The 24,314-nt window shown below is 72.7% G+C and carries 21 protein-coding genes and 1 pseudogene; 15 read left to right on the forward strand and 7 right to left on the reverse strand.

The features are described from left to right. Nucleotides 1–205: 205 nt before the first annotated feature. Together ACFZBU_RS30225 and ACFZBU_RS30230 are read right to left on the reverse strand one after the other, a co-directional pair. On the reverse strand, nucleotides 206–670 hold the full coding sequence (locus tag ACFZBU_RS30225) for a hypothetical protein (protein ID WP_391586848.1): 465 nt from the start codon (nucleotides 668–670) through the stop codon (nucleotides 206–208). Next, complete coding sequence (locus tag ACFZBU_RS30230; protein WP_391586849.1) at nucleotides 667–1,833, reverse strand: molybdopterin-dependent oxidoreductase; 1,167 nt, start codon at nucleotides 1,831–1,833, stop codon at nucleotides 667–669. The genes ACFZBU_RS30225 and ACFZBU_RS30230 overlap by 4 nt, the downstream gene beginning before the upstream one ends. Before the next feature lie 113 nt (nucleotides 1,834–1,946). Between ACFZBU_RS30230 and ACFZBU_RS30235 the strand changes: the two are divergent. After that, a pseudogene (locus tag ACFZBU_RS30235) lies at nucleotides 1,947–3,125 on the forward strand (glycosyltransferase 87 family protein); the annotation flags it as partial. Between the two features lie 212 nt (nucleotides 3,126–3,337). Here the strand turns inward: ACFZBU_RS30235 and ACFZBU_RS30240 are convergent. Next, nucleotides 3,338–3,736 (reverse strand): rhodanese-like domain-containing protein, encoded by a 399-nt coding sequence (locus ACFZBU_RS30240; RefSeq protein WP_391586850.1) that lies wholly within the window; start codon nucleotides 3,734–3,736, stop codon nucleotides 3,338–3,340. Further along, the gene (locus tag ACFZBU_RS30245) at nucleotides 3,733–4,296 is read right to left on the reverse strand and encodes a cysteine dioxygenase (RefSeq protein ID WP_391586851.1); all 564 of its coding nucleotides are present in this window, start codon (nucleotides 4,294–4,296) and stop codon (nucleotides 3,733–3,735) included. Before ACFZBU_RS30245 ends, ACFZBU_RS30240 begins: the two co-directional genes overlap by 4 nt. A gap of 842 nt (nucleotides 4,297–5,138) precedes the next feature. Here ACFZBU_RS30245 and ACFZBU_RS30250 point away from each other — a divergent pair. The 3 genes from ACFZBU_RS30250 to ACFZBU_RS30260 all read left to right on the forward strand — a co-directional run bounded on the left by ACFZBU_RS30250 (nucleotide 5,139) and on the right by ACFZBU_RS30260 (nucleotide 10,749). After that, nucleotides 5,139–5,408 carry a WhiB family transcriptional regulator gene (locus ACFZBU_RS30250; protein ID WP_360323362.1) on the forward strand — a complete coding sequence of 90 codons (270 nt, stop codon included), beginning with the start codon at nucleotides 5,139–5,141 and terminating at the stop codon, nucleotides 5,406–5,408. 146 nt (nucleotides 5,409–5,554) lie between these two features. After that, nucleotides 5,555–9,283, forward strand: a complete 3,729-nt coding sequence (locus ACFZBU_RS30255; RefSeq protein WP_391586852.1) for a glycosyltransferase — start codon at nucleotides 5,555–5,557, stop codon at nucleotides 9,281–9,283. After that, on the forward strand, nucleotides 9,280–10,749 hold the full coding sequence (locus tag ACFZBU_RS30260; protein ID WP_391586853.1) for a DUF5719 family protein: 1,470 nt from the start codon (nucleotides 9,280–9,282) through the stop codon (nucleotides 10,747–10,749). Before ACFZBU_RS30255 ends, ACFZBU_RS30260 begins: the two co-directional genes overlap by 4 nt. A gap of 72 nt (nucleotides 10,750–10,821) precedes the next feature. On the opposite strand, the gene ACFZBU_RS30265 is transcribed toward ACFZBU_RS30260, so the two are convergent. Then, nucleotides 10,822–11,187 (reverse strand): metallopeptidase family protein, encoded by a 366-nt coding sequence (locus ACFZBU_RS30265; RefSeq protein ID WP_355545354.1) that lies wholly within the window; start codon nucleotides 11,185–11,187, stop codon nucleotides 10,822–10,824. A gap of 265 nt (nucleotides 11,188–11,452) precedes the next feature. Between ACFZBU_RS30265 and ACFZBU_RS30270 the strand changes: the two genes are divergently transcribed. From ACFZBU_RS30270 to ACFZBU_RS30305, 8 genes are all read left to right on the forward strand, one after another. Beyond that, a complete protein-coding gene (locus ACFZBU_RS30270) occupies nucleotides 11,453–11,827 on the forward strand; it encodes a DUF3499 domain-containing protein (protein WP_026219631.1) in 375 nt (124 codons plus the stop codon). Nucleotides 11,828–11,932: 105 nt separating this feature from the next. Further along, nucleotides 11,933–13,303, forward strand: a complete 1,371-nt coding sequence (locus ACFZBU_RS30275) for a phosphomannomutase/phosphoglucomutase (RefSeq protein ID WP_391586854.1) — start codon at nucleotides 11,933–11,935, stop codon at nucleotides 13,301–13,303. A gap of 104 nt (nucleotides 13,304–13,407) precedes the next feature. Continuing rightward, nucleotides 13,408–13,593 (forward strand): Trm112 family protein, encoded by a 186-nt coding sequence (locus ACFZBU_RS30280; RefSeq protein WP_391586855.1) that lies wholly within the window; start codon nucleotides 13,408–13,410, stop codon nucleotides 13,591–13,593. Then, the gene (locus tag ACFZBU_RS30285; RefSeq protein ID WP_391586856.1) at nucleotides 13,590–14,771 is read left to right on the forward strand and encodes an SIS domain-containing protein; all 1,182 of its coding nucleotides are present in this window, start codon (nucleotides 13,590–13,592) and stop codon (nucleotides 14,769–14,771) included. The genes ACFZBU_RS30280 and ACFZBU_RS30285 overlap by 4 nt, the downstream gene beginning before the upstream one ends. Before the next feature lie 2 nt (nucleotides 14,772–14,773). Then, the gene (gene manA, locus ACFZBU_RS30290) at nucleotides 14,774–15,994 is read left to right on the forward strand and encodes a mannose-6-phosphate isomerase, class I (RefSeq protein ID WP_391586857.1); all 1,221 of its coding nucleotides are present in this window, start codon (nucleotides 14,774–14,776) and stop codon (nucleotides 15,992–15,994) included. A gap of 141 nt (nucleotides 15,995–16,135) precedes the next feature. Next, nucleotides 16,136–17,116, forward strand: a complete 981-nt coding sequence (locus tag ACFZBU_RS30295) for a cation diffusion facilitator family transporter (protein ID WP_391586858.1) — start codon at nucleotides 16,136–16,138, stop codon at nucleotides 17,114–17,116. Between the two features lie 162 nt (nucleotides 17,117–17,278). Next, nucleotides 17,279–18,727 (forward strand): adenosylhomocysteinase, encoded by a 1,449-nt coding sequence (gene ahcY / locus ACFZBU_RS30300; RefSeq protein ID WP_391586859.1) that lies wholly within the window; start codon nucleotides 17,279–17,281, stop codon nucleotides 18,725–18,727. Between the two features lie 147 nt (nucleotides 18,728–18,874). Next, on the forward strand, nucleotides 18,875–19,651 hold the full coding sequence (locus tag ACFZBU_RS30305; RefSeq protein WP_391586860.1) for an HNH endonuclease family protein: 777 nt from the start codon (nucleotides 18,875–18,877) through the stop codon (nucleotides 19,649–19,651). A 21-nt stretch (nucleotides 19,652–19,672) separates the two neighbouring features. Here ACFZBU_RS30305 and ACFZBU_RS30310 read toward each other — a convergent pair whose 3' ends face one another. Further along, nucleotides 19,673–20,602, reverse strand: a complete 930-nt coding sequence (locus tag ACFZBU_RS30310) for a zinc-binding alcohol dehydrogenase family protein (RefSeq protein WP_391586861.1) — start codon at nucleotides 20,600–20,602, stop codon at nucleotides 19,673–19,675. A gap of 85 nt (nucleotides 20,603–20,687) precedes the next feature. Here ACFZBU_RS30310 and ACFZBU_RS30315 point away from each other — a divergent pair, with 85 nt between their 5' ends. Next, nucleotides 20,688–21,143, forward strand: a complete 456-nt coding sequence (locus tag ACFZBU_RS30315; protein WP_391586862.1) for a MarR family winged helix-turn-helix transcriptional regulator — start codon at nucleotides 20,688–20,690, stop codon at nucleotides 21,141–21,143. A gap of 9 nt (nucleotides 21,144–21,152) precedes the next feature. After that, a complete protein-coding gene (locus ACFZBU_RS30320) occupies nucleotides 21,153–21,758 on the forward strand; it encodes a hypothetical protein (protein WP_391586863.1) in 606 nt (201 codons plus the stop codon). Here ACFZBU_RS30320 and ACFZBU_RS30325 read toward each other — a convergent pair. Next, entirely contained in the window at nucleotides 21,742–22,860 is a 1,119-nt protein-coding gene (locus ACFZBU_RS30325) for an RDD family protein (RefSeq protein ID WP_391586864.1), read from the reverse strand. The two genes, ACFZBU_RS30320 and ACFZBU_RS30325, sit on opposite strands and share 17 nt — an antisense overlap. Before the next feature lie 29 nt (nucleotides 22,861–22,889). Here ACFZBU_RS30325 and ACFZBU_RS30330 point away from each other — a divergent pair, with 29 nt between their 5' ends. Further along, complete coding sequence (locus ACFZBU_RS30330) at nucleotides 22,890–23,897, forward strand: stage II sporulation protein M (RefSeq protein WP_391586865.1); 1,008 nt, start codon at nucleotides 22,890–22,892, stop codon at nucleotides 23,895–23,897. Nucleotides 23,898–24,314 lie beyond the last annotated feature (417 nt).

The following is a 24,314-nucleotide window of genomic DNA, read 5'->3' on the forward strand; positions in this document are numbered from 1 at the left end:
GATCGGGCCGCGCGTCGAGGTCACCCGTGCGCTCGGGGCCTGGGTGGGTCGGGTCGGTCGTTGCGGGGCGGCTGCCCGAACCCGACCGGTTGCCTGTCCGCTGCGCGGCCACGGTCGGGTCGGTCGCCCCGCGCCGGGCTGCACAGCCGCTACGCGGCCGACACCGGGGCCGCGCCCGTGTCGGCGTGCTCGCGCGCCCGCCCCTTTACTTGCTCCGCCGCCCCCGCACCACCAATACGACCCCCACTCCCACCCACACCGCCGCCCACACGATGGCCAGCCCCCGTCCGTAGTCCAGCGGCAACACCGACGGGTTCTGCGTAGGCAGCGGGCGCAGCAGGGCCGGGAGGGCGATCAGCGTGCCCGCCACGCCCACCGCCAGGCCGCCCAAAACGGTTCGCCGCACCCATGGGGCCGGGCCGCGCCGCAGCCGCATCGCCGTCGCACCGACCGCGAACACCACGACAGCGAACACCGCGTCGTGCAGCAGCAGTCCGCCGATCAGCCACTCGGCCAGACCCACCCGCTCGGTCAGGAACGGGTCGTCCCAGGCGCCGGCCACGCCCCACCCGATGCCGGCCGACCCGGCGGCGCCCAGCACGAGCCGAACGGCACGCACCACCGGCCCGGTTCGTGGCGCGACCGGCTCGGGCTCGATCGCCGTGCTCATCCCAGCACCTCCATCCGGGTGACCCACTTCGTCTGGAGTACGCCCGGCCGGTTCGGCGCGATGATCCGGGCCGGGTACCCGTGGTCCTCGGCCAGCGGCGCGCCGTCCAACATCAGCGCCAGCAGGGTCAGCGAGTCGCGGGCCCACTCGTCCGGCATGTCCATCACCGAGTACGGACTGAACCGCTCGTGCGAGAACACCCGCAGCCGGGCGCCCGGCGGCGCGCCCGCCCGCGCCATCAGGTCCCGGATCCGCACCCCCGACCAGTGCGCCGACGCACTCCACCCCTCGACGCACGTGATCGGCAGCGTGGCCTCGTGCTGCGGCATCGCCGACAGCTCGGCCCGGGTCAGCGCGAACGGGCGCGGCCCGAGCACCTCCAGCCGCCACGCCGGATCGCGGACCGCCGTCAACACGCCCGCCGCGGCCGCCGTTCGGTTCACCGGCAGGCCCTGTGGGCCGATGTCCGCCCGTCGCGGCGCCAGCACCGAGACCCGCCCCAGCGGAGTCACCGTCTGCCCCACCGTGGCCAGCGTGACCACGCCCACTCCGGCGCCGAGCACGGTGAACAGCCCGCGCCGGGTCGGCCCTTCGACCGCGGCCGGCGTACCGCGGGGACGCCGCCAGTGCGCCACGATCAACGGCAGCTTCACCGCGACGTGCAGCGTGACCGCCCCGCCCGCCACCCACCCGATCCAGTAGTGCGCCGGCACGAAGGGGAACGGCCACGGGTACCACTGCACGACGTTCAGCAGCCCGGTGACCAGTTCGAAGATCGCCGCCATCATCAGCACCGCGATGGACAACCGCTCCAGCGCGTGCCCGACGGACCTCGCCGGCGGCCAGGCGAACAGCCGCGGATAGACCACCCACAGCTTCACCAGGAGCAGCGGCACCGCCGCGATCCCGACCGCCACGTGCAGCCCCTGGGTGACCCGATACCCCCACACCGGCCGGGACGGCAGCGCGAGCCAGTGCGGCTGATGTTGCAGCAGGTGGCTGAACAGACCGGTCAGGAAACAGATCAGGAAGGCGAGGCCGAGCAACCGGCCGACCGCCACGACCGTACGCGGATCGTGCAGTGCGCCGCGGAACGCGCCGGCTCGGAGGGGACCGCGCCGCAGCCCGGCGGGTGGATCCGGCAAGCGGATGTCGAGCTTCATGCGTCCAGCCAACGCCGAAAACCCGCCGCCGGCCCGCATTGACCGCCTTACGGAGTGCTGACGGTCGGCCCGGGATGCCCCGAAAACGACACCACCGCGGCCAGACTCACGCCATGTCACCCAGCACGGAGCCCCCAGGAACGGAGCCCCCGGGCACGGAGCCCTCCGGCACCGCAACGCCACCCGCCCGCACCGCACTCACCATCGCGGCCACCATCGCGGCCACCACCACCGGACTCGCCCTCGCCGGCGCCGTCGGCTACGCGGTGCACGGCCCGTGGACGCACCCCGGCAGCGCCGGCGTGTACGTCGTGTACGGCGCCGCCTGGGCGCTGTTCGTGCTGGGCGCCTTCCTCGTGCGGCGGCTGCCGGTGCGTCGTGCGGTGGTGCTGATCCTGGTCGGGGCGGTCGCGCTGCCCGTACTGGCCGCCGGCGTGCCGCCGCGGACCAGCGACGACGCCTACCGCTACGCGTTCGACGGGCGGGTCCAGGCGGCGGGCCGCTCGCCCTACGCGCACGCGCCGGCCGATCCGGAGGTGGCCGGCTTCCGCGACGACTGGCTGTTCCCGAAGGGCGAGTGCACCGGATGGTTCAGGCACCCGCTGCCCGACGGCTCGTGCACCCGGATCAACCGGCCCGAGGTGCACACCATCTACCCGCCGGTGGCCGAGGGCTACTACTGGCTCGTGCACGCCGTGACCCCGTCCGGCCGGCGCGAACCGGTCCAGGCCGCCGCCGCGTTGCTGGCGATCCTGGTGACCGTCGCGCTGCTCGTGGTGCTGCGCCGGTTCGGCCGCGACCCCAGGCACGCGGTGTGGTGGGCCTGGTGTCCGATGGTCGCGCTGGAGGCGGGCAACAACGCGCACGTGGACGTGCTGGGCGTGCTGCTCATGGTGCTCGGCCTGGCCGCGATCGCCGGCCGCCGGCCGATCCTGGGCGGCGTGCTGCTCGGCGGCGCCGTCGCGACCAAGATGTTCCCCGCCGCGGCCCTGGTCGGCGGCCTGCGTCGGGCGCCGGTGCGGCTGCTCGGCTCGGCCGGGCTCACCGTGCTGCTGGTCTACCTGCCGCACGTGCTCGCGGTCGGGCCCGCCGTGCTCGGCTATCTGCCCGGCTACCTGGAGGAGGAACGCTACGACGACGGCGCGCGCTTCGGCCTGCTCGGCCTGGTGCTGCCGACCGGCCTCACGCCGTACGCGGCCGTGCTCGTGCTGATCGTGCTCGCCGTCGTGGTGGCGGCCCGCGCCGACCCGGATCGCCCGTGGCGGGCCGCACTCACGCTGACCGGCGGCATGCTGTTCGTGCTGACCCCGGCCTACCCCTGGTACACGCTGCTCGTGGTCGCGCTCGTGGCGCTGGACGGGCGACGCCCGGAATGGCTCGCGCTCGGCCCGGCGGGATACGCCCTGTACCTCACCTGGGGGCTGGAGTTGAGCGCCGGGCAGGTCCGGGCCACCCACCAACTCGGCTACGGCGCGGCGCTGCTGCTCGTGCTCGGCGCGGCGCTCTACCGACGGTTGCGGCCTGCGGACGGCACCACCGGCAGGCCCGCCGCCTTCCAGGCCTGGAAGCCGCCGATCAGGTCCGTCGCCTCGGACAGCCCCAGGTCCACCAGCGACGCCGCGGCGAGACTGGACGCGTAGCCCTCGTCGCACAACACGACCACGCGCAGGTCGTAGCCGGTGGCCTCGGGCACCCGCGCCTCGCCCTCGGGATCGAAGCGCCATTCCAGGTGATTGCGTTCGATCACCAACGCGCCCGGGATCGCGCCGTCGGCGTCGCGCTGGAAGTCGGGGCGGGTGTCCACCAGCACCGCGCCGTCGTGGAACGCGGCGTGCGCCTGCTCGGGGGTCACCCGCTCGAGCCTGGCCCGGGCCTGGTGCAGAAGTCGGTCGACGGCGCTCACCACTGGTCTCCCGAACGCTCGACGCCGACCCGGCGCAGCGGCTCGAAGCTCGGCCGCGCGATGTTCTCGCCGGCGTCGTAGAGGTTCATCGAGTCCAGCCGAGGGGTGTACACGTGCACGCTGATCGCCGGCTCGGTGCCCATGTTCGTCACCTCGTGCACGTACGTCGGCCCGAACACGCGGGTCGCGCCGGCGGTGAGCACCCGCTCGCGGGCACCGGCCCGACGCAGCGGGGTGACCACCAGGGAGCGCTCGTGCAGTTCGCCCGAGACCACGGTGAACACGCCGGACGAGCCGCCGTGATCGTGCAGCCCGGTGCCCTGGCCGGGCAGCCAGCTCAGCAGCCAGACCTCCATGTCCTCGGTCGCGGCGAGCCGCTTGTACCAGCGGGAGATCGGGTCGTAGCGGACCTGGTCGAGTTCGGTCGCCACCCGGCCGGCATGCTGCCGGGCGAGCGCGGCGAGCCGGGCGACGGCCGGACGCACGGGGGGAGCGGCGGGAAGGGCGAGCACGGCGGGGGCGGCGAGCGGGTCGCCGGCGACGGTGATGTCGCTGGACATAGGGAAAGTCCTTCGGGATGTCTGCGCGATATGGCTGGCGCGGCGGATCAGGCGAACGCGGCGGATCGAAAGCGAACACGCGAGCGGCCGACAGCAACCCGAACGGACATTCGGCCGAATGAGACGGCCGTGCCGATAAAAGGGGGAAAAGAGTGCCGCCGCTTGCGCGGAGGACTGCCGAAAGGCGTCCTCAGGCGATACAGCCCGGACAACAGCTGTACACGTGGTCGCACGGCGGACACAGCGCGCTGAACACCCGACGGACGTCGACAGGACGACTCCGGTACCGGCTGCAGCGTGCGGACATGGGAAAAGAAGACCGTCTACGGGGTGGCCGTGTCAACTCGCCACGGTCCGCCGGGCGCCGGTCGTCACCGAATCGGATGCCCGCTGCCCGATTCGGGTGAGGAATCCGGGGAAGGGATTGAAGCCCGCGGGGCACGGGGAGGCCCATTTTCGGGCGACCTCGACGAGCGACCCCGACATGTGACCTCGGTCATCATCGCGGTTTTCGGGCCCGTCCCGGGAACTGCGCGGACGGTGTGAGGCGTAGTCCATTGCAGAGGTCATCACGGGTTGGCATCGAATGTCGTCGCGCCTCCCGCCGGTACGCTCCCCGCCCGGAACGTCGAGGCGATCGCGCAACGCAGTCCTTGTCCGGATCTGTCCATTTATGTGGTCAATCCGGATTGCTGTGGTCCCGGGGAGTGAATCCCCGCCCTAATAGCAGAGCCCGGCTTGACGTCGCAGCAACGACGCGCTTGTAATTTCACACACGTCGTGAACCGTTACCGGTAACGGCTTAATCACGGGGACGCAAAAACGGGTCGAGGAGGCACGCGATGGGCGAGCTGTTCCAGCTACTGGTCGCCGACGGCGAGAGCGAGGAGGAGGAGCTCGGTTGGCAGGAGCGCGCACTGTGCGCGCAGACCGACCCCGAGTCCTTCTTTCCGGAGAAGGGCGGCTCGACGCGGGAGGCCAAGAAGGTCTGCCTGGCGTGCGAGGTGCGCGACGAGTGCCTGGAATACGCGCTGGCCAACGACGAGCGCTTCGGGATCTGGGGCGGACTGTCCGAGCGCGAACGGCGCCGGCTCAAGAAGGCGGCCGTCTGACCGTCGCCCGCTGACGGTCGCCGGCCGAGGCCCCGACCCGAGCAGAGCGGGCGCGGGGTGCCCGTCGCGTAGTGTGTTGGCCGTTCGGCCGGATGCCGGACCGCTGGTACCACGCCGCTTCGAGCCCCCCGGGGTCCCCGCACTCGATGTCACTTTTCAGCCATCAGTCGGCATACGCGCAAGCTCCGGCTTTTCCACGGCACATCGTCACCGCGATCCTCGTCGCCCACGACGGGGCACGCTGGTTGCCCGGCACTCTGACCGGCCTGCTCGGTCAGGAGCGCCCGGTCCAGCGCGTCGTCGCGGTCGACACCGGCAGTACCGACGCCTCGGCCGGTCTGCTGGAGGACGCGCTCGGTCAGGGCTCGGTGCTGCATGCCGAGCGACGGACCGCGTTCGGTGCCGCCGTGAGTGAAGCCCTGCGTGCCGCGCCGCACCTCGACCCCGCGTCCCTGCCCTACCGGATCGACGCGTACGACGCGTCGGACCCGTACGGCGACACCGATCAGGACCGCCCGCCGCGGTCGACCGAACCGGTCGAGTGGCTGTGGCTCCTGCACGACGACAGCGAGCCCGCACCCGACGCGCTGCACCTGCTGCTGCGTGCCGCCGACGAACTGCCCTCCGCGGCCGTGCTCGGTCCCAAGGTGCGCAGTTGGTACGACCGCAGGCAACTCCTCGAAGTCGGCACCACGCTCACCGGCAGCGGCCGGCGCTGGACCGGCCTGGAGCGCCGCGAACAGGACCAGGGCCAGCACGACGCGGTCCGCGGCGTGCTCTCGGTCTCCAGCGCGGGCATGCTGGTGCGCCGCGACGTGTGGGAGGGCCTGGGCGGCTTCGACCCGCGCCTGCCGCTCTCGCGCGACGACACCGACTTCGGCTGGCGGGTCAACGCCGCCGGCCACCGCGTGGTGATCGTGCCGGACGCGGTGGTGCAGCACGCAGAGGCGGCCACGCGCGAGCGCCGGCCGATCGACGTCGCGGCGAACCGCCCACACCGGGTGGACCGCGCGGGGGCCGCCTTCACCCTGCTGGCCAACACCACCGGCGCCGGCTGGCCGCTGCTGTGGTTCCGGCTGTTGTTCGGCGGCCTGTTCCGCAGCCTGGGCTACCTGCTCGGCAAGTTGCCCGGCATGGCCCTGGACGAACTGCTCGGCACCATGTCGGTGTTGCTGCGTCCCGGTGCGTTCCTGTCCGCACGCCGCGCCCGGGCCCGCACCCGCACCACGTCCGACAAGGACCTGGGCGACCTGTTCCCCAGCCGCGCCGCCACCGTGCGGCACGCCGCCGAGGGTCTGCTGGGCAACCTGCGGCGAAGCGAGGAGCCGGAGACCCGGTCCGGTCGACACAGCAGCGCGGAATCGGGCCCGGTCGACGAGGACGCCGAGTCGCTCGACACGGAGAGCTTCGTCAAGCTGCGCATGCTGATGCGTCGCCCCGGGCTCTCGCTGGCCGTCGCACTCACCCTGATCACCCTGTTCGCCGCCCGCTCGTTGCTCGGCGGCGGCAGCCTGTTCGGCGGCGCCCTGCTGCCCCCGCCCGAGGGCGCGGCGGACCTGTGGCACCGCTACCGCGACACGTGGCACGGCGTCGGCTTCGGCGAGGCGGCGAGCGCACCGCCCTACGTCGGGGCGCTGGCCGCGTTCGCGACCCTGCTGCTGGGCAAGGCCGGCACCGCGGTCGCGGTACTGCTGATCGGCAGCGTCCCGTTCGCCGGGATCAGCGCCTACCTGTGCGCGCGCCGCCTGGTGTCCGCGCCCGGCGTACGGGTGTGGGGCGCGGCCGTGTACGCGCTGACCCCCGTGGCCACCGGCGCGATCGCCTCCGGCCGGATCGGCACCGCGGTCGCGCTCGTGCTGGCTCCCGTGGTCGCGCGCGGCGCTGCCCAGGTGCTCGGTGCCGGTGACCTGAAGCCGTCCATGCGCGCGGCCTGGGCCACCGGTCTGGCCCTGGCCGTCGCGGCGGCGTTCACCCCGCTGTTGTGGCTCGCGGTGCTGCTGCTCGCGCTGATCGCCGTCGGGGCGTCCTTCGCCGGACTGCTCGGCCCGCGTCCGGGGATGGGCCTGCTGGTGCGGATCGGTGTCGTGCTCGGCACCCCGCTCGTACTGCTCGGCCCGTGGACCCTGGCCCTGGCGGGCAAGCCCACGCTGTTTTTGACCGAACCCGGGTTGGCCGGCGACGCGCTGGCCGAGAAGGGCACCAGCCCGGTCGGTCTGCTGCTCCTGGACCCGGGCGGTCCCGGGACGCTGCCGATGTGGCTCACCGGTGCACTGCTCCTGGCGGCGCTGGCCGCGCTGTTGCGCGATTCGCGTCGCGCGGCGGTGCTGGGCGCGTGGGCGGTGGCCGTGGTCGGCCTGGTCCTCGCGGTCGTGGTCAGCCACGTCGAACTCACCGTCGAGGCCACCGGCGACAAGGCGCCCGCCTGGCCCGGCGCGGCCGTGGTGCTGATCGCGCTCGGCTACGTCGCCGCCGCGATGGTCGGCGCCGAGGACGCCCGCACCCGGGTCGCGGCCGGCAGCTTCGGCTGGCGGCAGCCCACCGCGGTGGTGCTGGCCGTGGTGGCCGGGGTCACCCCGCTCGCGGCGGCCGGGGTCTGGCTGTGGCAGGGCGCGAACGGGCCGCTGGAGCGGCGCGACCCGGTCGTGGTGCCCGCGTTCGTGGCCGAGGAGGCCACCGGGTCGAGGCACCCGCGCACCCTGGTGCTGACGTCGCCCGAATCGGGCAACGTCACCTACACGGTCGTGCGCGGTGCGGGCCCGGTGCTCGGCGACGCCGAGTTGGCGCCCAAGGCGTCCACCTACCGACAGTTCGACGCCTTCCTGGGCAAACTGCTCTCCGGTGGCGGCGGCGCGACCGCGAGCATGCTCGTCCCGTACGGCATCGAGTTCGTCCAGCTCAAGCCCCCGGTGGGCAGCGAGTTGACCGCCCGTCTCGACGGCACGCCGGGCCTGGCCCGGGTCGGCGCCACCCAGGGCGCGACCCTGTGGCGCCTGCAATACCCGGTCGGCCGCGCGCTGATCGTCGACCCCGACGGTCGCAGCGTGGCGATCCCCTCCACCCGTGCGGGCGTGTCCACCCGGATCGAGGCCGGCCCGCAGGGTCGGATCCTGCGGCTCGCGGAACGCGCCGACTCGGGATGGCAGGCCACCCAGGGCGGGAAGAAGCTGACCGCCCGCACGCTGGACGGCTGGGCGCAGGGCTTCGAACTGCGCCCCGAGGCGGGCCGGCTCGAACTCACCCACACATCCGGCGGACACGGCATCTGGCTGCTCGTCCAGGGCGTCCTGGTGTTCGTCGTGTTCGTCATGGCGCTGCCCGCCCGCAGGCGCGGCACCGACGACGACCTGCCGGACAGCGCCGGTCCGGCCCCCGCCGTCGGCGAGGGCACCGGGCGACGCGCCCGCCGGGCCAAGGCCGAGGAGTCGGCGCCGGCCCCGGAGGCGGTACCGGTCGCGTCGGCCGCCGGCGCCCCGGACGCGTTCGGCTTCCCCGAACAGCGCACCGACCCGGCCGAGCCGCCGGTGCCGGTGGAGGCCTGGAACGGGGCGTCCTACGACGGCGCCGCGACGCCGGCCTACGAGCAGTACCCGCAGCAGGGCTACGGGCAGGAGTACCAGGGCTACCCCGACTACCAGGGCTACCAGTACGACCAGGGCGCCCCGGTCCCGTCGGGCGCGCCGGAGGGATCGGACGCGGCCGGCTCCTACGGCTGGGTCCCGCCCCAGCCGCAGCACCCCGTCTACGACGAGTACGGCAACGTGGTGCCCGCGCCGCAGTACGACCCGAACGCCTACCCGGACGGCGGCGAATGGCCGCCCGAGCCGAGCCCGGGTGACCAACCGTGGCCGCCGCCCTCGCAGGGAGATCGCCCGTGAAGCGCACCACCCTCTCCCTGGCCGTCGTCGTCGCGCTGCTGGCCGCGGTCGTCGGCCTGGCGATCGTGACCCGCCCGACCGAGAGCAAGGCCGCGCCGCCGCCGGCGGCGAGTCGGGTGCCGATGCAACAGGCCGAGCTGAGCTGCCCGAACATCCGGGAGCTGCCCGGCAGTTCGACGGCGATCAGCGCGCTGACCCCGCCCGCGGCGAACGCGGCGGGCGGCGGGGAGGCGAGCATCGTCGACCTCGGCGACCGGACCAAGGTGCGCACCAAGGTCGAGGCCCCGGGCAAGCTCGCGAGCTTCGGCGTGGACAACGTCGACGTCCCGCCGCTCGTGGGCAACGCCGCCGGGGCGTTCGCGCCGGGCTTCTCGGCCGGCGCGGTCACCCGCGTGCCCAGCGGCGCCGGCCGCGGCCTGGCCGGTGTGGCCTGCGAGGCGCCGACCACCGACCGCTGGTTCGTGGGCACCTCCACCGCGGAGAACCGCGACGCCTACCTGTACCTGTCCAACAGCAAGGACACGCCGGCCGTCGTCGACGTGGAACTGTTCGGGCCGAACGGCCCGATCGACGCCGAGGCGGGCCGCGGGCTGACCCTGGCGCCGGGCGCGACGCTGCCGCTGATGCTGCGCACGCTCAACCCGAGCGCGGTCTTCCCGGGCGTGGCGGTGCACGTGATCGCCCGCACCGGCCGGGTCGGCGCGGCGATCCGGGACCAGGAGGGCGCGGTGGGCACCGACTGGCTGCCCTCGGCCGGGGCCCCGGGCCGCAACCTGGTGATCGCCGGCCTGCCCGCGATCGCCGGCGAGGCGGGCAACGTGCAGCTGATGTTGCTCTCGCCGAGCGGCGAGAGCACCGACGTCCAGGTGTCCGTGGCCGGCAAGGTGAACACCTTCAGGCCGGTCGAGCACGAGAGCACCGAGGTCAAGGGCAACAAACTGACGGTGGTCGACCTCGGTCCGGTCACCCGGGGCGACGCGGGCGCGCTGCGGCTGACCGCCGGGCGCGCGGACATCATCGCCGGCGTCCGGGTGGTGCAGGGCAGCGGAGCGGACGCCGAGGTGGCCTTCCTGGCCGCCGGCCCCGAACTCACCGGGCGCGCGGTGGTCGCCGAGAACCGCTCCGGCGGCGCGGTCGCGAGCACGATCTCGCTCACCGCGCCCAAGGGCCCGGCCAAGGTCAAGCTCACCTCGATCGGTGACAAGGGCGAGCCGGTGTCCGCGGACGTGGAGGTGCCCGCCGGCACCACGATCCAGGTGCCCGCTCCGGTGCCCGCCGGCGCCGCCCGGTTCGCGGTGATCGCCGAGGCACAGCCGGGCTCGCAGCCGGTGCACGCGGCACGCACGATCACCGAGACGATGGGCAGGACCGCGGCGTTCACGGTGCAGCCGTTCGTGCCGACCGTGGAGACCGTCGTGGTGCCCGACGCACACGAGGACCTGTCCCTGCTGGTCCCGCAGAAGTAGCGCCGCGGCGCGACGGAAACGACACGGCCCGGGCCCCGCGAAGGGGACCCGGGCCGCTGCGTCGCGGGCCGCTCAGTCGTCGGGGTCGATGGTGTCCGGATCCATCCCCAGCAGATCGGCGACCTGCTCCACGAGCACGTCGTTGACCAGCATCTCCAGCTCGGTCCGGCCCTCCGCGCGCAGCTCCAGCGGGCGGCGGTACAGGATGATCGTCGCCGGGACGCCCTTGGTCGCCGGCACCAGCCGGCCCAGCGCCACCGCCTCGTCGCCGTTCACCGCCGTCTCGGCCTCGGGCACGTCCAGGACCGCGAAGCGGACCTCCTCCAATTGCGGCCAGCGCTTGGCGAGCCGTTCGACGACATCGGCGGCGAGGTCGTCGAACCGCTGCGCGCGGGTGAGCGCGATCGGCACGGGGGGCGGGGCGAGCGGGCCGCGCATGCCGCGGCCGTGCCGGTCGCGCCGACTACGGCGCCGCCGGTCACGCTCACGAGGAGAAGAGGGGACCGAGTGCTCGTTGTGCACGGGACGAGCTTAGGGCCTGGCGGCCGGATCCGGATCGGTCCACGCGGGCCCGGTTCGGGTGTGCGCCGGGGGCCGAACGGCGGTGCGAGACGTCGCCCGCACCCTGTGAGGAGCGACACGTGAGTCACACCGCACCCGGATACGACGCGGGTTCGGTCCGCTTGCGGTACCGTCCATCGTCGTGAGCCCTGTACGTCGCTGTTCGCGGACCGCCTGCGGCCGAACCGCAGTCGCCACGTTGACGTACGTCTACGCCGACTCCACGGCCGTCCTGGGCCCTCTCGCGACCTATGCCGAGCCCCATTGCTACGACCTGTGCGCCGAGCACTCGGAGCGGCTGACCGCGCCGCGTGGCTGGGATGTCGTGCGCCTCGCGCCGGATCCGAGCGCGGGCAAGCCCAGCAGTGACGACCTGGAGGCGCTGGCCAACGCCGTGCGCGAGGCCGCCCGCCCGCCGCAGCCCCCGCAGCCGGCGCCCGAGCCGCCGGACCGGGACGGCCGACCCGAGGCCGGTCGACGCGGCCACCTGCGCGTTCTGCGCTCACCCGAGAGCTGACCGCCGGCCGATAGGGTCTGATGCGTCGTCCGCGGGGCAGGGGTCGACGGTCAGGGCCATTGCCGCGGCGATTCGGGACCGCGGCCGAGCGAGTGGAGTCTTCGGGTGCGTGACCTCTCCCAGATCGTGAAGGCGTACGACGTGCGGGGCGTGGTCCCCGACCAATTGGACGCCGACACCGCGCGGGCACTGGGCGCGGCGTTCGTACGGGTCACCGAGGCCGATGCGATCGTGATCGGCTGGGACATGCGCCCGTCCTCGCCGGAGTTGTCCGGCGCGTTCGCCGCCGGCGCCGCAAGCCAGGGCGCGGACGTCACGCTGATCGGTCTGGCCTCCACCGACGAGCTCTACTTCGCCAGTGGCAGCCTGAACCTTCCCGGCGCGATGTTCACCGCCAGCCACAATCCCGCGCAGTACAACGGGATCAAGATGTGCCGCGCGGGCGCCGCCCCGATCGGCCAGGACAGCGGTCTGGCGGACATCCGCGCACTCGCCGAGGCGGGCGTGCCCGAATACGCCGGCGAACCGGGCACGATCACCGAGCACGACGTGCTCGCCGACTACGCCGCGCACCTGCTGGGCCTGGTCGACCTGACCGGCATCCGCCCGCTCAAGGTGGTCGTGGACGCGGGCAACGGCATGGGCGGGCACACCGTGCCCAGCGTGCTGGGCGCCGCGAGCGGGCTGCCGCTGGAGATCGTCCCGCTGTACTTCGAGCTGGACGGCTCGTTCCCCAACCACGAGGCCAACCCGCTGGACCCGAAGAACCTGGTCGACCTCCAGGCCGAGGTCCGCAAGAGCGGCGCCGACCTGGGCCTGGCCTTCGACGGCGACGCCGACCGCTGCTTCGTGGTCGACGAGCACGGGGACCCGGTCTCGCCGTCCGCGGTCACCGCGCTGGTCGCGGTCCGCGAGATCGCCCGGGCCAGGGCGAACGGCGAGGACGCGCCGGTGGTCATCCACAACCTGATCACCTCGCGCGCCGTTCCGGAGATCGTCGCCGAGCACGGCGGCCGGGCGGTGCGCACCCGGGTGGGCCACTCGTTCATCAAGGGCGAGATGGCGAAGACCGACGCGATCTTCGGCGGCGAGCACTCGGCGCACTACTACTTCCGCGACTTCTGGCGTGCCGACACCGGCATGCTGGCCGCCATCCACGTGCTCGCGGCGCTCGGCGGGCAGGGGTTGCCGCTGTCCGAGTTCGCGAGCGAGTACGACCGCTACCCGGCATCCGGCGAGATCAACAGCGAGGTCACCGACCAGGCGGCGGCCACCGCGAAGGTGCGGGCCGCCTTCGAGGGCCGGCCCACCGTCACCGTGGACGACCTGGACGGGATGACCGTGGTGGCCGACCGGTGGTGGTTCAACCTGCGCGCCTCCAACACCGAGCCGCTGTTGCGCCTGAATGTCGAGGCCGACGACGAGCCGACCATGATCGCCATCCGGGACGAGGTGCTGGGACTCGTCCGGGGCTGACCGGTCGGCTCGGTAATGTGATGGGTTCAATCGGACGGCTGCCGCGCCGAATCGGGACTGATATGTACGAATCGGCGCGCGCGGTCGGAAAAGTGGGAGATGTCGTGAATCTGGAACCGTCGCAGTTGGCGATCCTGACCTGCCCGGTCTGCCACGCCTCGCTGCACCGGGACGGGGACGCCGCACTGGCCTGCGACAACTCCGCGTGCGGGCTGGTGTACCCGGTCGTCGACGACATTCCGGTGCTGCTCGCGGACGAGGCCCGCCGGCCCGGTACCGCGCGGGCATGAACATCCTCGACGAGGGCCTGCTGGACGACCAGGACGGCATCGCCCGGGCCGACGCGGCGGACACGCTGCGCGCCCTGGCCGGTGCCGGGGCACAGGTGCGCCGGGCCGTGCAGGCCGCGCGCGAGGCCGTGCCCGCCGCGATCGCGGCCCGGGACCGACCGCGCACGGTGATCCTGGCCGCGCCCGCGTACGGGCCGCTGGGCCATGCGCTGCGCGCGGTCACCGGCGGGGACGCGGCCCTGCCTCTGGTGCTCGCGGCGGGCGGCGTGCTGCCCGGCTGGGCCGGTCCGATGGACCTCGTGCTGTTGGCCGGCCGAGGGGACGAGCCCGGCTTGATCGAGCTGGCCGGCCAGGCCTACCGCCGCGGTTGCCAGGTGGCCGCGGCCACCCCCGCCGGATCGCCGCTCGAAGCCGCCGCGCAGCAGTCCCGGGGCGTGGTGGTCCGGGTTCCCGTCGACGCCGTCCCGGTCGGCGCGGTCGGCTACGCCGACGACACCGCGTTCGCCGCGCAGACCGCGTTCTGGCCGCTGTTCACCGCGCTCCTGGCGCTCACCGGCGCGGCCGGTGCGAGTGCGTTCACCCCCGGCGAGGCACTGGCGGGCGTGGACGCGATGGCCGACCGCCTCGACGAGGCGAGCACCCGCTGCCGGCCCGCCGCCGACGCCTACCTCAACCCCGCCAAGGGGCTGGCCGTCGCGATGGCCGGCACCATCCCGGTGATCTGGGGCGCGGGCACCGTCGCGGGCGTGGCCGCCGAGCGGTTCGCCACGATGTGCGTCGGCGTCGCCGCCACCCCCGCGCTGTCCGGCGCGCTGCCCACCGCGGGCCGCTACCAGGACCGGGTCTTCACCGCGGGCGAGGCAGGCGACGCCGAGGACCCCGACGACTTCTTCCGCGACCGGGTGGACGAGAGCGAGCCGGTGCGGATGTACCCGGTGCTGCTCGTCGACCACGACGACCCGGACACCGCGGCACAGCTGGACCGGGCCCGCCGCACGCTGAGCGCGCTCGGCCAGTCCGCTGTCGGCGAGGTCGGCGCCCGCGGCGGCAGCCCGCTGGAGCGGCTCGCCGAGCTGATCGCGGTGACCGACTTCGCCGCCGTCTACCTGGCCCTGGGCACCGGCGTCGGCCCCGCCGTGCCGGGGCTGTTCTCCTGGACCGAAGGTGGTCCCCGCTAGCCATGGACCGCCTCGTCAACCGGATCCGCGCCAACGCGTGGGGTTCGCTCACGGCCATCCCCGAACTGCTCGGCGTCGCCCCCACCGGCGAACCCCAGGCCGAGCTGTGGATGGGCGCCCACCCCGGCGCGCCCTCCCAGATCGACCGGGGCCACGGACCGTACTCGCTGGTCGAGCTGATCGCCGCCGACCCCGAGGGCGAACTCGGCGCGGACACCGCGGCCCGGTTCGGCCCGCGCCTGCCGTTCCTGCTCAAGGTGCTGGCCGCGGAGGAACCGCTGTCGCTCCAGGTGCACCCGGACGCGGTCCAGGCCCGGCACGGCTACGCGGAGGAGGAGGCCCGCGGCGTGCCGATCGACGCGCCGCACCGCAACTACCGCGACTCCAGCCACAAGCCGGAGATGATCTGCGCGCTCGGCGACTTCGAGGGCCTGGTCGGCTATCGCGAGATCGCCCAGACGCTCAAGCTGCTCGACGCCCTCGACGTCCCGGAACTGGCCCCGTTCGCACGGGCGTTGCGCAACCCGGATCAGGAGGCGGCGCTGCGCGCGGCGACCACGCACGTGCTCATGCTGCCCGCCCGCCTGCGCACCGGCGTGGTCGACGCGGTCGCCGCGGCCTGCCGCCGGCTGGCCGCGAACGGATCGCCGTACGCGGAGGCCTGCGCCGCGGTCGCGGGCCTGGCCGAGCGCCACCCGGGCGACCCGGGCGTCGCGGTGGCCCTGCTGCTCAACCACATCCGGCTGCGCGAGGGCGAGGCGGTCTTCCTCGCGGCCGGCATGCCGCACTCCTACCTGCACGGCGTCGTGGTCGAGATCCTGGCCAACTCCGACAACGTGCTGCGCTGCGGCCTGACCGACAAGCACATCGACGTCGGCGAACTGCTGCGGATCATGGCCTTCCGGGCCGGCCCGGTGGAGATCCTGGGCCCCGAGCCGACCGAGGTCGACCCGGGCGAGGAGGTCTACGCGACCCCGGTCGCCGACTTCCGACTCTCCCGGCTGCGGGCGACCTCGGGCCGCGAGCCCTACCTCCTGGACACCGCCGGCCCCCAGATCCTGCTGTGCGTACGCGGCCGGGCGACGGCCACCGGCGCGGACGGCGCCGTGCTCGACCTGGCCCGCGGCCAATCCGTGTACGTGCGCGCGGGTGAACCGCGGGTCGCGGTCACCGTCGAGGGGGACGACGGCCTGGTCTTCCGGGCGAACGTCCCGTGCTCCTGAGCGGCGCGGGGCAATCGACGCGCGGACGCGGTAGCGCGGGCCTCCCGGGGTACACGGATGCCCGATGGCACACTGATCGCCGACGTACGGCAGTCGGCGGCCGGTGACGACGATGGTCAACCAACGGGTGGGAGTCGACCTATGAGCGCGGGTGGCGGAACCAAGGCGGTCGTCGCGGCACTGGCGGCGAACCTGGGCATCGCGGTGGGCAAGTTCGTCGCCTTCGCGTTCACCCGGTCGTCGTCGATGCTGGCCGAGGGCGTGCACTCGTTGGCCGACTCGGGCAATCAGGTGCTGCTCCTGGTCGGCGGCAAGCGTGCGCAGCGCGACGCCACACCCGAGCATCCCTTCGGCTACGGCCGCGAGCGCTACATCTACGGCTTCCTGGTCTCGATCGTGCTGTTCTCCGTCGGCGGCATGTTCGCGATCTACGAGGGCTACGAGAAGATCGCCCATCCGCACGAGCTGAAGAGCTGGTACTGGGCTGTCGGCGTGCTGGTCTTCTCGATCGTCCTGGAGGGGTTCTCCTTCCGGACCGCGATCCGCGAGTCCAACCTGCACCGGGGCGAGCTGAGTTGGCCGCAGTTCATCCGCCGGGCCAAGTCGCCCGAGCTGCCGATCGTGCTCCTGGAGGACTTCGGCGCGCTGATCGGCCTGATCCTGGCGCTGGCCGGGGTCAGTATCGCGGTGGCCACCGGCGACGGCGTCTGGGACGGCATCGGCACGCTGTGCATCGGCGTGCTGCTGGTGCTGATCGCGATCGTGCTCGCGCTGGAGACCCGCAGCCTGCTGCTCGGCGAGGCGGCCGGGGTGGAGACGGTCCGGGCGATCGAGGCGGCCATCGTGGCCGGCCCCGACGTCGAGCGGCTGATCCACATGCGCACGCTGCACCTGGGCCCGGACGAACTGCTGGTCGCCGCGAAGATCGCGGTCAACCACGACGACACCGCGGCCGAGGTGGCCCGGGCGATCGACGCCGCCGAGGCGCGCGTGCGCGCGGCCGTGCCGATCGCCCGGGTGATCTACCTGGAGCCGGACATATACCGCACCGAAGAGGCCGTGCGCGGCGCCGACCCCGAGGCCACGCCGGGGGGCAAGGACCCTCACGCCGCCGACCACTGAGGTGTTAACGTCGGTGACGCACAACGACAGTCGCTGCAGAGGGCGGTCGGGTCCGGGACCCGTAGGCACAGAAGTGTCCGACTGGATGGCACGGCATCGGCGCCCGCGGCACCGGTGTGTCTCCGGTTCCATCCACCCCTCTTCGCAGAAGGATTCACTGCCATGGCTTCGCAGCTCGACGGCGACTTCAAGGTCGCCGACCTCTCCCTCGCCGCGTACGGCCGCAAGGAGATCACCCTCGCCGAGCACGAGATGCCCGGTTTGATGTCGATCCGTCGCGAGTTCGCCGCAGCGCAGCCGCTGGCCGGCGCCCGGATCATGGGCTCGCTGCACATGACCGTGCAGACCGCCGTGCTGATCGAGACGCTCGTCGCGCTCGGCGCCGAGGTGCGCTGGGTCTCCTGCAACATCTACTCCACCCAGGACCACGCCGCCGCGGCCATCGCGGTGGGCCCCGAGGGCACCCCCGAGGACCCGCGCGGCGTGCCGGTCTACGCCTGGAAGGGCGAGACGCTGGAGGAGTACTGGTGGTGCACCGAGCAGGCGCTGAACTGGCCCGGGCATGACGGCCCGAACATGATCCTCGACGACGGCGGCGACGCCACGATGCTCGTGCACAAGGGCGTCGAGTTCGAGAAGGCCGGCGGCGTCCCGGACGCGACCGACGCCGACTCCGAGGAGTACACGGTCTTCCTGGCGCTGCTGCGCGCGACCTTCGCGGAGAACCCGGGCAAGTGGTCCGCGATGGCCCCGGGCATCAAGGGCGTCACCGAGGAGACCACCACCGGCGTGCACCGCCTGTACGAGATGTTCCGGGCCGGTTCGCTGCTCTTCCCGGCGATCAACGTCAACGACTCGGTCACCAAGAGCAAGTTCGACAACAAGTACGGCGTGCGCCACTCGCTCATCGACGGCATCAACCGGGCCACCGACGTGCTCATCGGCGGCAAGGTCGCGGTCGTCTGCGGCTACGGCGACGTCGGCAAGGGTTCGGCCGAGTCGCTGCGCGGCCAGGGCGCCCGGGTGATCGTCACCGAGGTCGACCCGATCTGCGCGCTCCAGGCGGCGATGGACGGCTACCAGGTCACCACGCTGGACGAGGTCGTCGAGATCGGTGACATCTTCATCACCACGACCGGCAACTTCAACATCATCATGGCGTCCGACATGCAGCGGATGAAGCACCAGGCGATCGTCGGCAACATCGGCCACTTCGACAACGAGATCGACATGGCCGGCCTGGCCAAGATCCCGGGCATCGTCAAGGACGAGGTCAAGCCGCAGGTGCACACCTGGACGTTCCCCGACGGCAAGAAGCTGATCGTGCTGTCCGAGGGCCGGCTGCTCAACCTGGGCAACGCGACCGGGCACCCGAGCTTCGTGATGTCCAACAGCTTCGCGAACCAGACCATCGCGCAGATCGAGCTGTTCACCAAGCCCGAGGAGTACCCGATCGGCGTCTACGTGCTGCCCAAGCACCTGGACGAGAAGGTCGCGCGCCTGCACCTGGACGCGCTGGGCGTCAAGCTCACCACGCTGACCGAGGAGCAGGCCGCCTACATCGGCGTCAAGGTCGAGGGCCCGTACAAGACGGACGCCTACCGCTACTGACATCGACGTCGGTGCCGGGCAACCGATACCGATCACCGATACCGATCATCCCGACAGGCCGGGCGGCGCACGGATCGTGCGCCGCCCGGCCTGTTGCCGGGGTAGCCATCGAACGACGACACACGACATCCCTCGGGGGGCGGTCGCATGCAACGGCGCACGTACATATCCATCCTGCTGGCCGGGGCCGCGCTGACGGCCTGTCAGGGCGACGGTTCCGAGGCCGAACCCGCGGCCGGGGCCGATTCGTCCGAGGCCGCCTCGGCGCAGGGCCAGGCGCCGACCGGTGGCGAGGCGGTCAGCCCGCTGGAGAACGAGGAAGGTGTCAAGGCGGGCCTGGCGCCGCTGACTTCGGCCGCCGACCTGACCCGGGCCCGGGCGCTGATCGGACGGGTGGACACCAAGGGCCGCGGTCCGAAGACCGGCTACGACCGGGAGAAGTACGGCCCGGCCTGGACCGACAGCGTCACCGACGTCCCGTTCGGCCGGAACAGCTGCGACACCCGCGACGACATCCTCAAGCGGGACGGCCGGGTGACGCAGTGGAAGGACCGGAAGGGCTGCGTCGTGACCGCCATGACGCTGCCCGATCCGTACTCCGGCAAGGACATAGTGTTCACCAAGGCCAAGGCGTCCGCGGTACAGATAGACCACGTGGTGCCGCTGAGCGCGTCCTGGCAGATGGGCGCCGCGCAGTGGGACGCGGACAAGCGCCGCCGGCTGGCCAACGACCCGCTCAACCTGCTCGCCGTGGACGGCCCGATCAACGGTGGCAAGGGCGATGCGAGCCCGGCCGGCTGGCTGCCGCCGAACAAGGCGATCCGCTGCTCGTACGTGGTCCGCTACGCCCAGGTCTCGATCAAGTACGCCCTGCCGGTCACCGACGCGGACAAGCAGGCGATGCTCGCGCAGTGTGCGGGCTGACCGGGGAAACAAAGACCGGCCCTACGGTCGCAACACGACCTTGCCGAGGTTGGCGCGCGCCTCGATCACCGCGTGCGCCTTCGCCGCGTCCGCGAGCGCGAACGTCTCGTGCACCGCGACCCGCAGCCGGCCCGACAGCGCCAGGTCCCACAACTCCTGCCGGTGCCGCTCGTACAACTCCGGGAACGCGGTGGAGAACCGGGCCATCGACATCCCGGTGACGGTCCGCGCCCCCGCGAGCAGTTCCCACGCGGGCACCGTCCCGCCACCGGAGCCGAAGAAGACCAGCCGGCCGAACGGCGCGAGCGCGGCGAGCGCGCGCGGCAGCACGTCACCACCGACGCCGTCGAGCACGACATCGACCGGCTCGCCCCACGACTCGGCGTCGTAGCACACCACCTCGTCGACCCCCAGCCCGCGCAGGAAGTCGGCCTTGGTCGGCGAGCCGACGGCCGCCACCACGCGCCGCGCGCCGCGCGTGCGAGCCAGTTGCACGGCCAGGTGACCGGCTCCGCTCGCGGCGCCGGTGACCAGCACGGACTTGCCCTCGACCGAACCGGCCGAGGCCAGCGCGCCGAGCGCGACCTGACCACCGCGGACCAGCGCGACCGCGTCCACGGCACTCGCGGCGGCCGGGATGTGCGACGCGGTGAAGATCGGCGCGAGCGCCAGGTCCGCGTACGCGTTCGTGAACGAGATCGCGACCACCCGGTCCCCGGCCGCATACCCGGAGACGTCCGGACCGGCCGCGACCACCTCGCCGGCCACCTCTCCGCCGAACACCCCGGGCAACGGCAGCCCGCCTTCGCGCACCTTCCGCACGCTCGGCAGGCTCACCCCGATCGCCTCGGTGCGGATCAGCAGCTCGCCCGGCCCCGGCTCGGGCGCCTCGGCCTCCTCCACGCGCAACACTTCCGGACCGCCGTACTCGTCATAGCGAACGCGACGCACACACACCTCCAGGAATCATGGGGACTCCCAACGGTATTCGCTTGATCATGGGAAAGTCCAACGATTCTCCGGATAGGCTGCGCCCATGGTCGACAAGCTGCCCGCCCCCGCCCGGATCCGCGCCCTGCCCAGCTGGCTGCTCGGCCGCGCCGCCGCGCACGGCCGAGGACTGGTCCGCGGCGCGCTGGCCGCCGACGGCATGCCGATGCTCCACCACCTGGTGCTGATCGCCGTCCGCGAGTACGGCCCGGTCGCCCAGGCCGAACTCGCCCGCGCGGTGGCCATCGACCCCAAGGACATGGTCGCGATCCTGAACAGCCTCCAGGCCGACGGCCTGATCACCCGCACCCCCGACCCCCGCGACCGGCGCAAGAACGCGATCACCACCACCCCCGCCGGCGCACAGCGCCTGGCCCGGCAGGAACCACTCGTGGACGCCGCGATGGACGAGCTGCTCGCCCCGCTGGACCCCGCCGAGCGAGCCACTTTCACCGCCCTGCTCACCCGCGTCGTGGCCGCCGGCGAACCCACGGTGTCGTAGGGTCCGCGCATGCCCTCAGGCACCTACTCCTTCCACGACCCGCACGACGGCACCCCCCTCGGCGAGGAACGCTTCTCCTGTGCCCCCGGCCCGATCGGCTGGCGCTACACAGGCAGCGGTATCGACCTCACCCTCGACGCCCGAGGACGACCGCTGCGCCTGGAGGCGCTCGCCGGCGGCTGGCGGGTCCGCGGCGGCGCGACGGTCGTGGACGGCGCGGCCGGCGTGGTGTGGCTGCGCGCGGCGGCGGACCCGAACCTCGACGTGCCGGCGACCGAGGCCGAGGCGAAGGCCGCCGGCTTCACCGGCCGCTCGCCCGCCTTTCTGATCGCCACCGCGACCATGCTGAACCTGACCCCCGGCGGCTCCGCCCGGCTACGCCTGATCGCGCTGACCGAACCGGTACTGGCGGCACACACCGTGGACCAGTCCTGGACCCTGGCCGCGGTCGAAAACCACGACGGTCTGCTCGTCGAACGCTACGAGGTGGACGACCTCGCCACCGGCGACCGCGCCACCGTGCACCTGAGCGGCGACGTGGTCCTCGCCGCCCCCGGTATCGAACTCGAAGCCCTCGACACACCGCCGAACCCGCGGATCACGACGGCGGGGTGAACCCGGGACGCCCACGCCGGTCGGGATCGGCGGGCGGTGCGGCGGGGGCGGGCCGGGGGGCGGGTGCGGGTGTGGGGGCGGGAGCCGGAGCGATTGTCGGTGCGCCTGTCGGTGCGGGCGGGGGCGGTGGGACCTGTTCATGGAGCGGCGGCCGGGCCGGGGCGTGCTCCGATGGCTGTGGCGCGGTGGGGGACGGCGTCGGTGGCGTCGTCGATGTCGTCGTCGATGTCGGGATTGGCGGCGGCATCCGGATCGGTGGCGGCGTCGGGATGGGTGCCGGTGCCGGTGTCCGCATGGGGGCCGGTGCGGGTGCTGCGGGGGCGAGACCGTGTGAGCCGCCGGCATACCGCTCCCAGTCCCGCCGCTGCCGCTCGGCCAGCACCGCGGCCAGGTAGACCACCGGGTGCATTCCGGGCGGCGGACCGATTCCGATCCGGTTCGCGGTATCCACGGTCAACCGCTCGCCCAGCGAAGCCTCTATCGCCGGATCCAGCTCGCCACGCCGCGACAGGAATTGCCGAATGGCCAGAGCCAGATCATCGGTCAGTCCGGACAACTCGATCCCGGTCGCCCACGCGGAGGCGGCCGGATGCAGCGGAACCGGCAGGTGCCGCGCAGCGGGAGTGCGCTCCCGCACGACGAACGTGCCCGCCGCCATGTCACCGAGCCGTTTGCCGTCCTTCGAGGCAAGCGAAGAGAAGACCGCGCCGCACCCGAACGTGGTCCAGAAGTCCACGAAGAACCCGAGCAGCGCGCGAACCAACGCGTGCCGGAACCGAATCGGCCCGCCGTCGTCGCGGACCACCCGAAGCCCGAGCGCCATCTTTCCCGGCGACCGCCCGTGACTGGCGGTCTCCCAGGCGACCGGCCACCCGACCACGACCAACACGACGATCGACAACAACAACGCCGACGCGAGCGCGTCGTCCTCGACCGGAACCGCCAGTGACACCAGCCAGACCGCGAGCAGCAGCAGCGCCACCTGCGCGGACAGGTCGATCACCATCGCGATCGCCCGACTGGGCAATCGCGCCGGTCGCAGGTCGAGCGCGACCGCTTCGCCCGTGACGAGCTCGGACACGTCCACCTCCCGTGTGTGCATCGATGCCACTCCCAGAGAGGATGCACCGTATGGATGTCGACGTGTTCGTCGCGGTGCACCGCCACGAGTGGCAACGCCTGGAACAACTGACTCGCCGGCGGCGGCGATTGTCGGGCCCCGAGGTGGACGAGCTGGTGACGCTCTACCGCCGCACGGCCACCCACCTGTCGACGATCCGCTCGGCCGCGCCCGACCCGGTGCTGGTCGGCCGGCTCTCCACCCTGACCGCGCGGGCCCGCTCGGCGGTCACCGCACCCCGTACGCCGGCCTGGCGCGAGGCGGTGCTGTTCCTGACCGTTCGATTCCCTGTGGCGGTCTACCGCAGTCGCCGCTGGTGGGGTGTCACGGCACTGGTCTTCGTCGCACTCGCCTCGATCATCGCGGCCTGGGTGGCACACGACCCGGCCGTCCGCGACGCGGTGGCCGCACCGGACGACATCCGACAGATGACCCGCCCCGGCGGCGACTTCGAGACCTACTACTCCAGCGCCCCGGCGAGTTCCTTCGCCGCCCAGGTGGCCACGAACAACGCGTGGGTCACGGCCGGCTGCCTGGCCCTGGGCATCCTGCTCGGCCTGCCGGTGCTGTTCATCGTCTTCAGCAACGCGATGAACATCGGCATCTCGGCGGGCCTGATGGCCGACGCGGGCCGCCTGGACGTGTTCTTCGGCCTCATCACGCCACACGGCCTGCTCGAACTCACCGCGGTGTTCATCGCGGCGGGGGTGGGTCTACGCCTGGGCTGGACCGTGATCGACCCGGGTCCCCGCACCCGGGCCGGGGCGATCGCCGAGGAGGGCCGAATCGCCCTGGGCATGGCCGTCGGCCTGGCCCTGGTCCTGGTCGTATCCGGCGTCATCGAGGCCTTCGTGACTCCGTCCGGCCTGCCGACCTGGGGCCGCATCGCGATCGGCGTGGCGGCCGAGGCCCTGTTCCTCGGCTACGTGGTGGTCCTGGGCCGCCGGGGCGAATTCGCCGGAGAGCAGGGGGATGTGGCATCCTCGGACGTCGCGGACGAGCTGCCGATGGTCGCCTGAAGAGGTGATCTTGACAGTCCACCGGACGCACACGTAGATTCGAAGGGTTGTCGCGAAGTTGTTCAACGGCGCGACAGTCTGGTAGTCTCTGCCAGGGTCGAGCGGGGCGTCCGTCAAGGATCGCATTCCTGCCGCAGCATCACCATCGAATTTCTCGATCATCGGTCGCGTTCATTCGCGACGGGTTGGGCTATTTGCTGTTCTTGTGCGCGTGGTTTTGGAATTCCCAATCGGCCGGAGCGTGGCGGAAACGGGTTACCGAATCTGCTAAGCTCGAAGAGCCGGAAGCCAAGGAAACGAAAGTTTCGAAGGCGGAAAGCAGCGGACGAAAAGCGGGTCGCAAGATCTGCTAGAGTCCGGGAGGCGGAAAACGCGGAAACGCGGTGGACGCCGAAAGCGAGGAAAGCGAAGCCGCCG

Source organism: Embleya sp. NPDC008237 (genome assembly GCF_042956465.1).
GTDB lineage: Bacteria > Actinomycetota > Actinomycetes > Streptomycetales > Streptomycetaceae > Embleya.